The 15971-nt window shown below is 75.3% G+C and carries 17 protein-coding genes; 12 read left to right on the top strand and 5 right to left on the bottom strand.

The features are described 5' to 3' along the window. Positions 1-38 precede the first annotated feature (38 nt). The 9 genes from WA616_RS20675 (at position 39) to WA616_RS20635 (ending at position 6765) form a co-directional block, all read left to right on the top strand. Positions 39-536 (top strand): flagellar protein FlgN, encoded by a 498-nt coding sequence (locus WA616_RS20675; RefSeq protein ID WP_336032804.1) that lies wholly within the window; start codon positions 39-41, stop codon positions 534-536. Next, complete coding sequence (gene flgK, locus WA616_RS20670; RefSeq protein ID WP_336032803.1) at positions 533-1951, top strand: flagellar hook-associated protein FlgK; 1419 nt, start codon at positions 533-535, stop codon at positions 1949-1951. The genes WA616_RS20675 and flgK overlap by 4 nt, the downstream gene beginning before the upstream one ends. Before the next feature lie 5 nt (positions 1952-1956). Continuing rightward, positions 1957-2859 (top strand): flagellar hook-associated protein FlgL, encoded by a 903-nt coding sequence (flgL, locus tag WA616_RS20665; protein WP_336032802.1) that lies wholly within the window; start codon positions 1957-1959, stop codon positions 2857-2859. Next, positions 2856-3260, top strand: a complete 405-nt coding sequence (fliW, locus tag WA616_RS20660) for a flagellar assembly protein FliW (protein WP_336032801.1) — start codon at positions 2856-2858, stop codon at positions 3258-3260. Before flgL ends, fliW begins: the two co-directional genes overlap by 4 nt. 84 nt (positions 3261-3344) lie before the next feature. Continuing rightward, positions 3345-3665: a carbon storage regulator CsrA gene (gene csrA, locus WA616_RS20655; RefSeq protein WP_336032800.1), complete on the top strand. Its 321-nt coding sequence runs from the start codon at positions 3345-3347 to the stop codon at positions 3663-3665. 215 nt (positions 3666-3880) lie between these two features. Next, entirely contained in the window at positions 3881-4282 is a 402-nt protein-coding gene (locus tag WA616_RS20650) for a hypothetical protein (RefSeq protein WP_245794268.1), read from the top strand. Positions 4283-4392: 110 nt separating this feature from the next. Continuing rightward, complete coding sequence (locus tag WA616_RS20645; RefSeq protein WP_336032799.1) at positions 4393-5511, top strand: sigma-70 family RNA polymerase sigma factor; 1119 nt, start codon at positions 4393-4395, stop codon at positions 5509-5511. A gap of 151 nt (positions 5512-5662) precedes the next feature. Next, positions 5663-6004, top strand: coding sequence for a hypothetical protein (locus WA616_RS20640; RefSeq protein ID WP_073418668.1), 342 nt, complete (start codon positions 5663-5665; stop codon positions 6002-6004). Further along, the gene (locus WA616_RS20635) at positions 6001-6765 is read left to right on the top strand and encodes a hypothetical protein (protein WP_336032797.1); all 765 of its coding nucleotides are present in this window, start codon (positions 6001-6003) and stop codon (positions 6763-6765) included. Before WA616_RS20640 ends, WA616_RS20635 begins: the two co-directional genes overlap by 4 nt. Positions 6766-6838: 73 nt before the next feature. On the opposite strand, the gene WA616_RS20630 is transcribed toward WA616_RS20635, so the two are convergent. From WA616_RS20630 to WA616_RS20615, 4 genes are all read right to left on the bottom strand, one after another. Further along, a complete protein-coding gene (locus tag WA616_RS20630; protein ID WP_336032795.1) occupies positions 6839-8737 on the bottom strand; it encodes an NlpC/P60 family protein in 1899 nt (632 codons plus the stop codon). A gap of 212 nt (positions 8738-8949) precedes the next feature. Then, the gene (locus WA616_RS20625) at positions 8950-9141 is read right to left on the bottom strand and encodes a hypothetical protein (RefSeq protein ID WP_336032794.1); all 192 of its coding nucleotides are present in this window, start codon (positions 9139-9141) and stop codon (positions 8950-8952) included. A gap of 12 nt (positions 9142-9153) precedes the next feature. Then, positions 9154-10455 (bottom strand): citrate synthase, encoded by a 1302-nt coding sequence (locus WA616_RS20620; protein ID WP_073418671.1) that lies wholly within the window; start codon positions 10453-10455, stop codon positions 9154-9156. A 105-nt stretch (positions 10456-10560) separates the two neighbouring features. Continuing rightward, positions 10561-11955 (bottom strand): class II fumarate hydratase, encoded by a 1395-nt coding sequence (locus WA616_RS20615; protein ID WP_073418672.1) that lies wholly within the window; start codon positions 11953-11955, stop codon positions 10561-10563. A gap of 154 nt (positions 11956-12109) precedes the next feature. Here WA616_RS20615 and WA616_RS20610 point away from each other — a divergent pair, with 154 nt between their 5' ends. Both WA616_RS20610 and WA616_RS20605 read left to right on the top strand, forming a co-directional pair. After that, positions 12110-12661: a hypothetical protein gene (locus WA616_RS20610; RefSeq protein ID WP_336032792.1), complete on the top strand. Its 552-nt coding sequence runs from the start codon at positions 12110-12112 to the stop codon at positions 12659-12661. Positions 12662-12929: 268 nt separating this feature from the next. After that, a complete protein-coding gene (locus tag WA616_RS20605; protein WP_336032790.1) occupies positions 12930-14117 on the top strand; it encodes a hypothetical protein in 1188 nt (395 codons plus the stop codon). 67 nt (positions 14118-14184) lie between these two features. Here WA616_RS20605 and glpX read toward each other — a convergent pair whose 3' ends face one another. Then, complete coding sequence (gene glpX / locus WA616_RS20600; protein ID WP_217651111.1) at positions 14185-15243, bottom strand: class II fructose-bisphosphatase; 1059 nt, start codon at positions 15241-15243, stop codon at positions 14185-14187. Positions 15244-15341: 98 nt separating this feature from the next. Between glpX and WA616_RS20595 the strand changes: the two genes are divergently transcribed. Next, the gene (locus tag WA616_RS20595; RefSeq protein ID WP_336032788.1) at positions 15342-15965 is read left to right on the top strand and encodes a DUF4245 domain-containing protein; all 624 of its coding nucleotides are present in this window, start codon (positions 15342-15344) and stop codon (positions 15963-15965) included. The last annotated feature ends 6 nt before the right edge of the window (positions 15966-15971 follow it).

Genomic DNA, 15971 nt, shown 5'->3' with positions numbered 1-15971 from the left:
CGGACGGCGGGGACCCCGCCGGGACACGAGGGAAGGCGGTGGCGGACGTGGACTTCCAGCACCTGTCGACGCTGCTGTGGCGCGAGCAGGAGCTGCTCGACCTGCTGCTGTTCAAGGCGGAGGAGAAGCAGTACCTGATCCTGTCGGGCAAGACGCGCTGGCTGGCGCGCATCGCCCACGAGATCGAGGTCGTGCTCGACCAGCTGCGCACCCTCGAGGTGGAGCGGGCCGCCGCCACCGAGGCGCTGGCCGTGCGCTTGGGCACCGGGGTCAACCCGTCGCTGCGCCAGCTCGCCGACGCCGCCCCGGCGCCGTGGAACGACCTGCTGGCCAAGCACCACGAGGCCCTGCTGGTCCTCGTCACCGACCTGCGCAGCCTCTCCGACGCCAACCGCGAGCTGATCGAGGGCGGCCTGTCCGCGATCGGCGACGCGCTGCTGTCGGTCCGCCAGCAGCCCTCCGCCGGCACCTACGGCGCGACGGGTCGCTCGGAGCACGGGGCCACCCGCGCGGTCACCCTGGACGGAGCCCTGTGAGCACCTTCTCTGGCCTCAACACCGCGTCGACGGCGCTGTGGGCCGCCCAGCGCGGCCTCGACGTCACCGGTCAGAACATCGCCAACGTCAACACCGCCGGCTACTCCCGCCAGCGGGTGGACCAGGTCGCGATGGGCGGCACCGCCGTCCCCGCCGTGCACTCGGTGAGCACCGCCGTCGACGGCGGCGTCAACGCCGACCAGGTGCGCCGCGTCCGCGACGCGCTGCTGGAGGCCCGCGGCCACCTCGAGACGTCGAAGACCGCGCAGCTGGCCGCCGAGAGCGCCGCGCTGTCCGGCGTCGAGGACGCCTTCCGCGAGCCCGGCGACAGCGGCATCCAGAGCATGCTGGCCGACGTCTGGTCGAGCCTGTCGGAGCTGTCCGGCCGCCCGACCACCCTCGCCTCGCGCAGCCAGGTGCTCGAGCGCCTCGACACGCTCGCCGACGGCGTGCGCACCACCCGCGCCTCGCTCGACCAGCAGTGGGAGCAGACCCGCGACGGCGTCTCCGCGCTGGTCACCGAGGTCAACACCTCGGCCGCCTCGATCGCCGAGCTCAACGTCGCGATCCGGCAGGCGACCCTGTCCGGGTTGCCGACCAACGAGCTCTCCGACCGCCGCGACGCCCTGGTCGTGAAGCTGTCCGAGGCCGTCGGCGCGGTCGCCGTGCCGCGGGCCGACGGCGTCGTCGACGTGACCGTCGGCGGCACCGCGCTGGTGGCCGGCGGCGAGGCGGTCCGCGTCCGGCTGGCCGGGTCGACCGGTCCCGACGGCGTCGGCACCGACGCGCCGCGGCTGGAGACCGACCCGGGCGGCACGACGCTGCGCCCCGGCGGCACCGCGGCCGGCCAGATCACCGCCCTGACCTCCACCCTCCCCGCCTACCGGGGCCGGCTCGACGAGTTCGCCCGGTCCCTGGCCACGACGTTCAACACCGCCCACGCGGCCGGCTTCGACAGCACCGGAGCCGCCGGCGGCGTGCTGTTCGACGACGGCGCGGGCGGCACCGCCGTCACCGCCGCGAACCTCACCCTGCGGCTGACCGACCCGGCGCGCTTCGCCGCCTCGGGCACCGACCCGGCCACCGTCGGCGGCGCCGTCGCCGCCGACGGGAGGAACGCCGACGCCATGTTCCGGCTGAGCCTGCAGCCCGGCGGCCTCGACGCCGGCTACCGCGAGCTCGTGGTCGCCCTCGGGGTGCAGTCCTCCGTGGCCACCCGCGACCTCGAGGTCCAGCAGGTGGTGTCGGCCCAGGTCGACGCCGCCCGGGAGTCGGTGTCCGGGGTCAACCTCGACGAGGAGATGACCAACATGCTCTCGTTCCAGTACGCCTACAGCGCCGCCGCGCGCATGGTGAGCGCCATCGACCAGGCCCTGGACACGCTCATCAACCGCACCGGCCTCGTGGGGCGGTGACCTGAGTGCGCATCACGCAGCGCGCCGTCGCCCAGACGGCGCTCCAGGGCCTCAACCGCAACCTCGCCGAGGTCGGCCGGCTCAACCAGCAGCTCACCTCCGGCAAGCTGGTCAGCAAGCCGTCGGACTCGCCGACCGGGGTCAACCGGGCGATGCAGATCCGGCAGGACCAGGCCGCGACCGTCCAGTACGCGCGCAACGTCTCCGACGCGCAGGGCCGGCTGGAGACCACCGACTCCGCGCTCGGCACCGTCATCGAGCAGGTCCGCCGGGTGCAGACGCTCACCCTGCGCGCCGCCAACGAGGGCGCGATGAGCGAGAGCAGCCGCACCGCGATCGCCACCGAGATGCGGTCGATCCGCGAGAGCCTCATCGGGGTCGCCAACACGACCATCGACGGCCAGCCGGTCTTCGGCGGCGTCACCACCGGCGCGCTGGCGTACGACCCGGACGGCACCTACGCCGGCCTGGGCGGGACGGGCACCGTCCCGGTCGTGCCGCAGATGCGCCGCATCTCCGCCGACGAGGAGGTGCGCGTCGACGTCACCGGGCCCGAGGCCTTCGGTGACCCGGCCGGCGGCGACCTCTTCGCGCTGGTCGCCTCGATCGCCGACGACGTCGTCGGGGACACCGACGCGCTGCCGGGGCACATCGCCTCGCTCGACGGCGCGATGGACCGCCTGCTCACCGCGATCTCCGGCGTCGGCGCCCGCGCCACCCGGATCGAGACCGCCGCGCAGGTCAACACCGACCGCCAGCTGCAGCTCAAGGGCCAGCTCGCCGGCGTCGAGGACATCGACCTGCCGAAGACGATCATGGAGCTCAACATGGTCCAGACGAGCTACCAGGCGGCGCTCTCGGCGACGGCGAAGATCATCCAGCCGACGCTCGTGGACTTCCTCGCATGACGCTCGCCCCGGTCGTCACGATGCCGCTGCTCGGCATGGTGGCCCCCCTGCCCGGCTTCCCCGACTTCCGTGACTACGTGCTCGTCACGGCCGACGGGGACGGCCTGCTGTTCTGGCTGCAGTCGATGGACGCCGACGGTCCGCGGTTCCTGGCCATCCCCCCGGCCCGGTACTTCCCGGACTACGCACCCGCCCTGCCCCGGCAGGTGCTGGCCGACCTCGACCTCGCCGACGCCGCCGACGCCACGTTGCTGGCGCTGGTGACCGTCCCGGCGGAGGGCGTCGCCCACGCGACGGCGAACCTCCGCGCACCGGTCGTGCTCAACCCGGCGAACTGGCGGGCGGCCCAGGTCCTGCTGCCCGACAGCCGTCATCCGATCCGGCGTCCCCTGCGCCGATAGGAACAGGGAGCGGCACCGCCGTTCCGGAGCCCGCCCCCGGCGGGTATGCCACGGAGGCCAACACACACCCATGGAGGGGTACCCGTGCTCACTCTCACCCGCAGCGTCGGCGAGACCATCCGCATCGGCGACGACATCGAGGTCCACGTCGTCGAGGTCCGGGGCGGCACCGTCCGGCTCGGCTTCAAGGCCCCCCGCGAGGTGACCATCCACCGCGAGGAGGTCTACCGGCAGATCGCCGAGGCCAACCTGCTCGCCGCCCAGGTCACCGCCGACACGCTGGGCGCCCTCGCCGCCTTCGCGCCGGCCCCCGCGAACGGCCCGGCGACCGGCGCCGGCGCCCCGGACGCCCCGGCCGCACAGCCCGTCGCGCAGCCCGCCCCGCCGGAGGCGCGCGGGCGCTGAACGACTCGCACGGACGGCGGGTCCGCGTCTCGGCAACTCTCGCCGGTGCGCGGACCCGCCGGACCGTCCTCCCCGTCCGCGAGGGCAAGACCTGACGAAGGTCGCCCCGCACATTGCGCAGCACACGGCGAGTTGTGTGCCCGTCACCGTCCGCTTCTGCGACAGAGTTGCCCCCCAGCACGACACAGGGGGCGATGGAGATGCAGCAGAGCGTGATGGCAGAGACCCAGCAGGCCGACGAGACCGTGGTGGTCCACGTCCAGCTGCGGCCGCGGCGCGGGTCCACCCGGCGCTGCCTGGCCGAGCTGTCGGCCCTGGCCGCCGCGCACCCGGCCGTCGCCTTCGCGATCACCGGCCTGGCCAAGGACGAGCGCGTCGTCCGCGTGACCGTCGGCGTCGAGCTGGGCCCGCGCGAGGCGATCGCGCGCTTCTCCCCGCAGGCGCAGGCCGCCTACGCCTTCGTCAGCGACGTCTTCACGGTCCTCTACGACCACATGCCGGTCTACGCCGCCGAGCCCGCCCCCGCCGAGCGCGCCGCGGCCGAGGCCCTGCTGCACGCCGGCGACCCCGGCCTCGCCCCGGCCCTGCCGGCGCACGCCGAGCGCGTCCCCGCGTAACGAAGGACCCTCCTGCTCCCCACCCCTCGCTCCGCTCGGGGCGGGCCCCTGCAGGAGGGCCGTTCCAGCACCTCGCCATCGCCTTCCCCGCGATCGACTTGGAGTTCCCGGTGAGCACCCTCGCGACCGACCCGACCACCGCCGACCGGCCCGCCGACTCCGGCGCCGAGGCCCCCGGCCGCGCGCCGCTCGTCTTCGGCGGCGTCCCCGAGGCCGAGGGCTTCGCGGCCGTCCCGATCACCGCCCGTGACCGCGTGCACTTCCGCGTGGACCGCGACCTGCCGCTCACCGAGTTCCGCGCCGACCTGCCCGACGGCGTCACGGTCAGCCACGACGAGGGCGAGGGCCTGTACCGGGTCGACGGCCCGTGCGGGCAGGGCCAGGTGCTCGCCGACTGGATCCGCGCCTGGTGCGCCGGCCGCGACATCGGCACCGTGGGCCTGCGCGCCGAGGCGGCCGTCCGCCGCCGCGCGCCCCGCGACCTGCCGCCGGCCTTCCTCGAGGACCTGTGCCGGCACTACCAGCCGCTGAGCCTCAAGCGGCTGCAGCGCAACGCCAGCACCCTGCGCATGCACGTTCCCGACCCCGACGACCTGTACCAGCAGGTCGCCGAGTGGGTCCTCAAGGCGGTCGGCCAGTACGACGAGACCAAGGGCGTCCCGTTCGGCGCGTTCCTGGCCACCCAGTTGTCCAAGTGGGTGCACGACCTGGGCCGCAGCGCCCACGGCCGCACCGCCGCCGACACCGAGAACCGGCAGCAGAAGGCGCTGGCCGCCTTCCAGGCCGAGCACCAGCGCCGGCCCAGCGAGCGCGAGCTCGCCGAGTACATGGGGCAGAGCGTCGCCACGCTGCGCCGCAACTCGCAGACCGTCGCCACCCTCAACGGGCTGCGCAACCTGCAGTCCCTCGACGGCGGTCCCGACGGCGCGGCCGAGGTGCTCGTGCCCGACAGCGACGAGGCGCCCGACCAGATCATGGACGAGGCCGACCAGACGCTGCTGTCGCACGCGTTGACCGCGGCCTGCGCCCCCGACCCGACCGCCGCCCGCGGCCAGCGCGCCGCGCAGCCGAATGTGCTCGGCTGGGCCACCTGGTACCTGACGACCTGGGGCGGGCAGACGAAGACCCAGGTCTCGGCCGACCTCGGCACCTCGGTCCGCAACATGAACGTCCACGCCGACCGCGTCGAGCGCGCCCTCAAGGACAGGCTCACCGAGCTCTCCGAGTGACGCGCGGATGAACGGCACGGAGGAGTCCGCTTCCACCGGTCCATCCCGGCGCCGGACTGCCGATGTAGGAGACGCAAGACCACGGGGCCCCGCCGACGTGCCGCACGAGCCGGCCGGGCGGACCCGTGGGCACCGACGGGGAGGGGAAGCGGTGAGCGTGCTGCCTGCGGGTGACCCGGCCGTCGTCCTGCTCCCGCACTGGCTGTCGGGCGACGACCGCGAGGAGCTCGCCGGCGTCGTCCGCGCCGAGCTGGCCGCCGGCCTCCTGCACCCGGTCGCCGCGGTGCACCTCGCCGACGTGCTCACCGAGCTCCACGTGGCCGCCGCCCGCGACGCGGTCTGGCCCGCGCCCGCCGCCCGGGTCCGCCGGGTGACCGGCTGGGCCGACGACGTCCTGCCCGTGCGGCTGTCGGCCGCCGAGCACGCCAGCGTGCTGGCCCTCGGGTCGCTGTCCGCGCCGCTGCGCGCCACGCTCGCCGGGCGCCGCGCGTGAGGCCGGAGCGCCCCGCCCGCGCCTCCGCCGGGCTGCTCGCCCGGCTGCGGCCGGCCCCCGTCGCCGTCGACGACGTCCGGGCCGCCGCCGCCGCGGTGCTGCCCGGCCTCGCCACCGGCGGCCTGCGCGCCGCCGTGCTGAGCGACCCGGCCCGCGGCCCGGTGCTGGTCCTCGCCGAGGACGAGCGCCGCACCCGGCTGTCGCTGCGCGACCTCGCCGAGGACATGACCGACGCCGGCGTCGCCCCGACCCCGGACGGCGTCGGCGAGGCGCTGACCCGCGTGGTCGCCCGACGCCCGGTGACCGACGGGGCCGCCCTGCGCGCCGGCGTCGCCGTCCTGGACTGGACCGACGACGGGCGGTCGGCCGTCGGCTGGCGGGTCGTCGTCCGCCGCGGTGAGCGCACCGTGGCGTGGACGCCGTCCGACCGCGCCGACGCCGCCGTCGTCATCCGCACCCGCGCCGACGCCACGGCCCGCGCGGCCGACGCCGGGGGCGTGCTGCGGGTGGAGGGCCCGGTGGCGCTGTGGTCGCACCCCGGCGCCCCGATGCTGGCCACCGCCGCGCTGGCCGCGCCCGAGCGGCTGCTCGGCCGGATCGCCGACGCCGGCCTGCGGCTGCGCGAGCCCCAGGTGGTCGTGACGCCGATGCGCCCGGTGGCCTGCGCCGCCGAGGGCGTGGCCGACCGGCTCGCCGGGCTCACCGGGGAGGCCTGCGTGCGCCTGCCCTGGTCGGGCCTCGCCGCCCTCCGCTGGCTCTGAACGAGGCATAGGAAGCTATCCGCACGTCCTGCGCGCCAGGACGTGCGGATAGCTTCCTATGCCTGGTCCTCCCTCAGTCGAGCAGGTCGCCGAACTCCCAGTGCCACGGCTCGGGCTTCTCGCCGCCGGGCCGGGCCCAGTCGGGGTTCACGAAGCCGAACCGGCCCGCGTTCTGCGTCATCCAGGTCCACTGCGCGGTGCCCGCGACGTGCACGCCGCCGCACAGGTCCACCGCCAGCGCCCAGCCGTGGTTCGAGGTGCCCGGCACCGCGGCCAGGGCCGGCTTGCGGCGGAAGGCGTCCTGCTGCGCGGCCATCGACCGGTAGGAGTCGGTGATGCACAGCGGCGTGCCGAACTCCGCCTCGTAGGCCGACGCCAGGGCCGCGTACCCGGCCGCCGCGTCGCAGCGCAGCGCGTGACCGCGGGCGATCGAGCACAGCGCCTCGGCGGGGATGCGGCCGTTGGCCCAGCCGCCCCAGGCGGGGCTGACCGGCCCGGCCGGGGCCGGGAGAGCACCGCAGGCACCGCGGCCCGACGCCGTCGCCGGCAGCGGCGCGTTCGGCTGTGCCGGGGCGGGCAGGGTCACCCGCACGGCGCGGGCGTCGTCGGGCAGCGGGTGGACGCCGACCCGGTAGGTGGCGGCCGAGGCGCCCAGCACCTCGCCGGAACCCAGGTAGAGCGCCACGTCCTGGCCGCCGTCGGAGACCACCAGGTCGCCGACCTGCATCTGCGAGGCCGGGACCACGGTCGCCGCGGCCCACTGCCCCGCGGCGGTGGCCGGCAGGTCGTACCCGGCCAGCAGCCACGACGCCGCGGTCAGCCCGCCGCAGTCGTAGGCGTCCGGCCCGGCGGAACCCTCGGCGTAGGGCCGCCCGGCCTGCGCCAGCGCGCTGCTCACGGCGGCCACGGTCTCGGCGGGGAGCACGGTCACCGGGCGGTTGCCCGCCACGGCCCAGGCCACACCCGGCACAGCCTGGCCGGCCGCGTCGAGGGCGGGGGAGAAGCCGGCGGGCAGCGCGGCCGGGTCGGTCAGCTCGGCGGCCGACGGCGGCTCGATCCCGGCCGACGCCAGCTCGGCGAGGTACCCCTGCCAGCGCTGCAGCGCGGCGGCGTTGCGCTGCTGCTGCGCGCCGGCCGACGGGACGGTGTCCAGCGCCGCGAGCTGCGCGGCGACGTCGAGGCCCAGGTCGTCGGCGGTCTCCCTGACGCTGGCCAGCAGCGTGCGGGCCTGCGCGGTGGCGGCGTCGACGGCGGCCTGCGCCCGGGCGACTCGGGCGGCCGCGGCCTCCGCGGCGGCCTCGGTCCGCTGCGCCCGGACGACGACGGCCTCCCGCTCGACGGCGGCCCGGTCGGCCAGGGCCTGCAGCTGCAGGACGCCCGAGGTCGTGCCGGGGGTGGTGGCCTCGAGGCCGAGCACCGGCATCCGGCCGGTCGCGCTCGCGCGGTAGAGGTCGGCCGCGACGTCGCCGACGGTGACCTGCTCGGCGGCGACGGCGGCGCGAGCGGCCAGCTCGGCGGCCTCGGCGGTGGCCAGCTCGGCGCGGCGGCCGTCGATCTCGGCCTGCAGCCGGCGGTAGGCGTCGGCGTCCTGCAGCAGGGTGCTGCGGGCGGCCAGCGCCAGGCCCGCGGGGTCGGGGACGACGGTGGCCGAGCCGGGGGCGGAGGTGGCGGGGGCGAGGAGCACGCTCACCGCCGGCACGAGCAGGGTGGCCAGGCCGACGACGAGCAGCCGGGTGCGCCAGGGGCCGCGCTCGGGAGGAGCGGACGCCGGGCGGCGGGCGGGGGCCCGCCGGGCCTTCTTCCTGGCCGTCTTCTTCTTGCCCGCCGACGTCGTCCGGGCCGCGGGCCGGGCGGTCGCGGTGCCGGCGGCGCGGGCGGCGAGCAGGGCGCGCAGCGCCTCGGCCTCGCGGGGGGTGAGCTCGCGGCGGGGAGCGGAGGTGCGCGGGGAGGCGGTCGTGCGTGGAGCGGGCACGGTCTGGTCCCCCGGGCGGTCTCGGCTGGCTGGCCGCGCTCCGTGCTGGAGCGCTCGCCGTCAGATCGACCGTCCGGGGGACCCGGAGGAGGGACGGGGGAGCGGGTCTCACCCCATGGGGGGAGCGGTTCCGCCCGGTCGGGGGACCGGCCGGGGTGCCGGGCGGTCCCGCGGAGGTGCGCGGTGCGTCCCCGCGGGACCGCACGGGGAGGTCAGCGGTCGGGGGCCCACCAGGCGCCGTGCCGGGGGACCAGCGCGATCCGGTGCTGGGTGCCGTCGGCGGTGGAGACGACCACCTCGACGGCGGTCACCTCCAGCGTCCGGTCGTCCTCGCGCAGCACCCGGCCGGTGGCCAGGGGGATGGGTGGCAGGACCAGGACGTCCTCGGCCGGATCACTGCCCATGGCGCCCGCCCGTCAGCGCTCGCCGATGGGGACGAAGGCGCGCTCGGTCTCGCCGGTGTACACCTGGCGCGGCCGGCCGATCTTCGTCGTCGGGTCCTCGATCATCTCCCGCCACTGGGCGATCCAGCCGGGCAGCCGGCCGAGGGCGAACAGCACGGTGAACATCCGCGTCGGGAAGCCCATCGCCCGGTAGATGAGGCCGGTGTAGAAGTCGACGTTCGGGTAGAGCTTGCGCTGCACGAAGTAGTCGTCGGACAGCGCGATCTCCTCGAGCTGGCGCGCGAGGTCCAGCAGCTGGTTGTCACCGCCCAGCTTGTCCAGGACGGTGTCGGCGGTCTGCTTCACGATCGCCGCGCGCGGGTCGTAGTTCTTGTAGACCCGGTGGCCGAAGCCCATGAGCTTGACGCCCGGCTCCTTGTCCTTCACCCGCGCCACGAACCGGCCGATGTCGCCGCCGTCGCGCTGGATGGCCTCCAGCATCTCCAGCACCGACTGGTTGGCCCCGCCGTGCAGCGGACCGAACAGCGCGTTGATGCCGGCCGAGACCGAGGCGAACAGGTTGGCGTGGGAGGAGCCGACCAGGCGCACGGTCGACGTCGAGCAGTTCTGCTCGTGGTCGGCGTGCAGCACGAACAGCATGTCGAGGGCGGCGGCGAGGTCGGGGTCGACCTCGTAGGGCTCGGCCGGGAAGCCGAAGGTCATCCGCAGGAAGTTCTCGACCAGGCCGAGGGAGTTGTCGGGGTAGAGGAACGGCTGCCCGACCGACTTCTTGTACGCGTAGGCGGCGATCGTGGGCAGCTTCGCCAGCAGCCGGACGGTGGAGATCTCCACGTGCCGCGGGTCGAAGGGGTCCAGCGAGTCCTGGTAGAAGGTCGACAGGGCGCTGACCGCCGAGGACAGCACCGGCATCGGGTGCGCGTCGCGCGGGAAGCCCTGGAAGAACTGCTTGAGGTCCTCGTGCAGGAGGGTGTGCCGGCGCAGGTTGTCGTCGAAGGCCGCCAGCTGGTCGGCGGTGGGCAGCTCGCCGTGGATCAGCAGGTAGGTGACCTCGAGGAAGCTGGCCTTCCCGGCGAGCTGGTCGATCGGGTAGCCCCGGTAGCGCAGGACGCCCGCGTCGCCGTCGATGTAGGTGATCGCCGACGTGCAGGAGGCGGTGTTCACGAAGCCGACGTCGAGCGCGACCTGTCCGGTCGTCGCCATCAGCTTGGAGACGTCGAGCCCGGAGGCGCCCTCCGTGGCCGGGACCGTGCGCAGCGGGAGCTCACCCCCCGGGTGCCGGAGGGATACCTCGGGGGTGCTGGCTGTCTCGGTCATGGTGGCCCGACGCTATCGCCGTCCGGCCACTCCGACGACAGCGACCGTCCCCCGGCGGGGTGGAGCGGGCTCCCGCCCACCCCGCCGGAGCGGACCGGCGGCCCGTCAGGGGTGGGTCATGGACAGGACGTCGAGGGCCTCGTCGAGCTGGGCCTCGGTGAGCTTGCCCTGCTCCACGTAGCCGCGCTCGAGCACCACCTGGCGGATCGTCTTCTGCTCGGCCAGCGACTGCTTGGCGACCTTCGCGGCCTCCTCGTAGCCGATGTACTTGTTCAGCGGCGTGACGATCGACGGCGAGGACTCCGCGTAGGTGCGGCACTGCTCGACGTTGGCGACGATCCCGTCGACGCAGCGGTCGGCCAGGATCCGGCTGACGTTGGCCAGCAGCCGGATCGACTCGAGCACGTTGCGCGCCATGAGCGGCAGCGTCACGTTGAGCTCGAAGACGCCGGTGGTGCCGGCGTAGGTGACGGCGGCGTCGTTGCCGATGACCTGGGCGGCCACCTGGATGACCGCCTCGGGGATCACCGGGTTCACCTTGCCCGGCATGATCGAGCTGCCCGGCTGCAGGTCGGGCAGCTGGATCTCGCCGAGGCCGGTGCGCGGGCCCGAGCCCATCCACCGCAGGTCGTTGGCGATCTTCACGAGGCCGACGGCGATCGTCTTCAGCTGGCCGGAGGCCTCCACCAGCCCGTCGCGCGAGCTCTGCGCCTCGAAGTGGTCGCGGGCCTCGGTCAGGGGCAGGTCCAGCTCGCCGGCGAGCCGCTCGATGATCGCTGCGGCGAAGCCGGGCGGGGTGTTGATGCCGGTGCCGACGGCGGTGCCGCCCAGCGGCAGCTCGCCGATGCGGGGGAGCGAGGCCTGCAGCCGCTCGACGCCGTAGCGGACCGCCGCGGCGTACCCGCCGAACTCCTGGCCGAGGGTGACCGGGGTGGCGTCCATGAGGTGGGTGCGGCCGCTCTTGACGACCTCGCGGAACTCCCCGGCCTTGCGCGAGAGCGAGGCCTCCAGGTGCTGCAGCGCGGGCACCAGGTCGCGCACGATCGCGCGGGTCGCGGCCACGTGGATCGCCGAGGGGAACACGTCGTTGGACGACTGCGAGGCGTTCACGTGGTCGTTCGGGTGCACCGGGGTGCCCGAGGCCTCGGTGGCGAGGGTGGCCAGGACCTCGTTGGTGTTCATGTTGCTCGACGTCCCCGAGCCGGTCTGGAAGACGTCGATGGGGAAGTGGTCGTCCCACGTGCCGGAGGCGACCTCCGCGGCCGCGGCGGCGATCGCGTCGGCGACGCCGCGGTCGAGGACGCCGAGGTCGGCGTTCACCCGCGCCGCGGCGCCCTTGATGGCGGCCAGCGCGGCGATGAGCTCGCGCTCGATGGGGGTGCCGGAGATCGGGAAGTTCTCGACGGCGCGCTGGGTCTGGGCCCGCCACTTGGCCCAGGCGGGGACGCGGACCTCCCCCATGGAGTCGTGCTCGACGCGGAATTCCTGCTCGGTGGCCACGCTGGCTCCCGTGTGGTGTCGGTGGGTTCGCTGCTGCTGGCGTGACCCTAGAGAGGCCCGGTCCCGCTCCATGTGGGGAGGCTCCGGTCGGGATGCGGGACGGCGGCCCCGGGGGTGGCTAGCGTCGCCGGACCACCCCGCCCGAGGAGCCCCCGTGACACCTCCGCACGACCCCGCGTACGGCACCGCCCCCACCGGCGGCTGGACGCCGTGGGGCACCTGGGAGCCGGCCGCCGGCCGCCCCGTGCCGGCCGCGCCCGCGGCGCCCGCCGCGCCGGCCCCGCGCCCGCTCGGCCCCGGCGGGATCGCCGTCGTCGTCGCGGGTCTGGTCATCGGCATGGTGCTGGCCGCCGTCGTCGGCGCGCTGCTGCTGCGCGGGGCGGCCGACGACGCCGGCACCGCCGCCGGCGAGGCGATCGGCCAGGCGATGTTCGGCGGCGTCAGCGAGGACGCCGGTTGGTACGCCGACCCCTACGCCGTCGGCGGCCTCGGGCCGGTCGAGCAGACCGACCCCGTGCCGCCCGGCGAGCTCGGCCCCGACCCGGTGCTCGACGCCTACGCGCAGGAGTGCTTCGACGGCGACCTGCAGTCCTGCGACGACCTCTACATGGAGTCGGCGCCGCTGTCGGACTACGAGGAGTACGGCAGCACCTGCGGCGGCCGGGTCAAGGCCTGGACCGTGCCGTACTGCACCGAGCTGGACTGAGGAGGGACCCCGTCCTCCCCATAGCTCGCACGCTCGCGGCGGTGCCCTGGACGGGGCCGGGCTTGCGGTCCCGCCCAAGTCGCGCACCAGTCCGTTCCAGCACGTCAGGGGATCGTTCGGGACGTCACCGGAGGGGGCCCCGCGGCTGGCGTGAGCCGTGGGGCGGGTGGCGTCCTCCGCCGCCTCCCCGTGACCGGGCGGTGCTCGCTCGTCCCGATCGCCCGACCTAGCCTGGCCCCGCCAGCGACCAGAACCGAGGAGTCCGCCGATGTCCCAGCCGCCGACGCCGCCGCAGGGCGGCAACGACCCCGCGGGCCAGCAGCCCGGGCAGCAGGGCTGGGGGCAGTCCGACGACCCGACCGCGCAGTTCGGTCAGCCGGCGCCGCCGACCTCGCAGTTCCAGGCCGGCCAGTACGGCCAGCCGGGCGACCCGCGCGAGCAGACGGCCCCCTTCGGCCAGCCCGACCCGAACGCCTACGGGCAGCAGCAGTACGGGCAGCAGGGTCAGGACCCGAACGCCCAGTACGGGCAGCAGTACGGGCAGCAGGGCTACGACCCCAACGCCCAGTACGGGCAGCAGTACGGCCAGCAGGGCTACGACCCCAACGCCCAGTACGGGCAGCAGTACGCGCAGCAGTACGGGCAGCAGGGCTACGACCCGAACGCCCAGTACGGCCAGTACGGGCAGCAGCCCTACGGCCAGCAGCCCTACGGCCAGCAGGGCGCCTACGGCCAGCCGGCGCCGAAGCCGAAGAAGAACCTCGCCGTCATCCTCACCGTGGTCGGCGTCGTCCTCATCGCGGGCCTCGGCGTGCTGCTGTTCTTCCTGCTGCGCGACGACGAGGGCTCCACGGTCGCCGACCCGACCACCACGACCACCGCCTCGACGACGACGTCCTCCTCGTCGAGCTCCAGCTCCTCGTCGAGCTCGTCGTCCTCGTCCTCGTCCTCGTCGACCACCCCCGGCGGTGGCGGCGGGGGCGGCGGCGGGGCCCTCCCGGCGGGGCAGCCCCCGGTGGGCCTCGGCGAGGACACCGAGGGCGACTTCCAGCAGCAGGCCGACGCCTGCTACGCCGGCGACATGACCGCCTGCGACAGCCTGTGGGCCGACACCCCGATCGACTCGGCGTGGGAGGACTACGCCGGCACCTGCGGCGGGCGCGACGCCTACGAGAGCCTCGGCACCTGCGAGGAGCGCTTCGGCGCGGGCGGCAGCGGCGGGAGCACCGGCGGCAGCGGCGGCCCGACGGCGGCCCCGGTGCCGCCCACCGGCCTCGGCGTCGACGAGGAGGGCGACTGGCAGCAGCAGGCCGACGCCTGCTTCGCCGGTGACCTGGCCGTCTGCGACGACCTGTGGCTCGACACCCCGGTCGGCTCCGACTGGGAGCAGTACGGCGGCACCTGCGCGGGCCGGGTCGAGTACCAGGCCGGCACCTGCGAGCTGCGGCTCGACTGAGCCACCGGTACGGACGAGGACGGCCCCGGGGCGATCGCCCCGGGGCCGTCCTCGCGTGCGGTGTGCGTCAGTCGTGGTGCGGGTCGAAGGCGACCGCCGAGTAGGCGCGCAGCTTCTCCAGCGAGTGCAGGCTGTCGATCGAGCGGATGGTGCCCGAGCGCGAGCGCATGACCAGCGACTGCGTGGTGCAGCCGCCGGCGCGGTACTGCACGCCGCGCAGCAGCTCGCCGTCGGTGATGCCGGTGGCCACGAAGAAGACGTCGCCGCGCACCAGGTCGTCGATCTGCAGCACCCGGTCGAGGTCGTGGCCGGCGTCGACCGCCTTCTGCCGCTCCTCGTCGTCCTTGGGCCACAGCCGGCCCTGCAGCGCACCGCCCATGCACTTGAGCGCGCAGGCGGCGATGATGCCCTCCGGCGTGCCGCCGATGCCCATGAGGATGTCGACGCCGGTGCCCTCGCGGGCGGCGGCGATCGCGCCGGCGACGTCGCCGTCGGAGATGAACCGGATGCGGGCGCCGGCCTCGCGGACCTCGTGCACCAGCTGGTCGTGCCGCGGGCGGTCGAGGATGCAGACGGTGACGTCGGCGACCGAGCTGTGCTTGGCCTTCGCCACCCGGCGGATGTTCTCCGCGACCGGGGCGGTGATGTCGACGGCGTCCGCGGCGGCCGGGCCGACGGCGATCTTCTCCATGTAGAAGACGGCCGAGGGGTCGTACATGGCGCCGCGGTCGGCCACCGCCATGACGGCGATGGCGTTGGGCATGCCCTTGGCCATCAGCGTGGTGCCGTCGATCGGGTCGACCGCGACGTCGCACTCGGGGCCGTAGCCGTCGCCCACCTGCTCGCCGTTGTAGAGCATCGGCGCCTGGTCCTTCTCGCCCTCGCCGATGACGACGACGCCGCGCATGCTCACGGTGCCGATCAGCGCGCGCATGGCGTCGACCGCGGCGCCGTCGCCGCCGTTCTTGTCGCCGCGGCCGACCCAGCGACCGGCGGCCATGGCGGCGGCCTCCGTGACGCGCACGAGCTCGAGGGCCAGGTTGCGGTCGGGGGCGGGACGGTCGGTGCGGAAGGTGCTCACGCGCGGGGCCTGGGCCACGGGGCCGTCGGGTACGGGCAGTGTCACGGGGACCTCCATCGACCGGCACCGTTGCCGGTCGGGCGCGCGGCGCCGCCCCGATGCGGGGCGGCGGGGTTCTGGATCGGTGCTGCGATCCTAGGGGCATGACCAGTTCCGGCCCGTCGGGCCAGCAGGCCCCCGAGCAGCAGCCCGCGCAGGAGCAGCCGCCCCCCGCGCCGACCGCGGTCGAGCGGGCCAACCGGATGAGCGCGGCCAACATGATCCGGTCGCTGGCGCCGCTGGTGCTCATCTGCCTGCTCGTCGTCGGCTGGATCGCCTTCCGGCAGAGCGGCACCGACCCGGTGCGCACGGTCGACCCGGGCAGCTCCGTGCAGTTCGCCGCGTCCCGCGCGGGCTACGAGCTCGAGGCGCCCACGGGCCTGCCCGACGGCTACCGGCCCACCAGCGCCCGCACCGACGCCGGCGAGGCCGCCGAGGGGGCGCCGGTGACGCTGGAGATCGGCTACCTGACGCCGTCGGACGAGTACGCGGGCTTCGTCACCTCGGACGACCCGCGCGCCGAGGAGCTGACCGCCGTCCTCGACGACGCCACCGAGGACGGCACCGTCGACCTCGGCGGGCGCACCTGGACGCGGCTGACCAGCGGGCGCGGCGAGACGGTCCTCACCCTCGAGGACGGCGAGGTGACCACGGTCGTCACCGGCTCGGCCGACGACGACGAGCTCGAGACGGTGGCGGGCTCCGTCGCCCCCGTCGCGGTGCGCTGAGCCCCC

The sequence above is a fragment of the Geodermatophilus sp. FMUSA9-8 genome, assembly GCF_037034165.1.
In the GTDB taxonomy this organism is placed as follows: Bacteria; Actinomycetota; Actinomycetes; order Mycobacteriales; family Geodermatophilaceae; genus Geodermatophilus; species Geodermatophilus nigrescens.
Note: the sequence above shows the minus strand (reverse complement) of the source record. Positions and strands in the feature narration are given on the sequence as shown.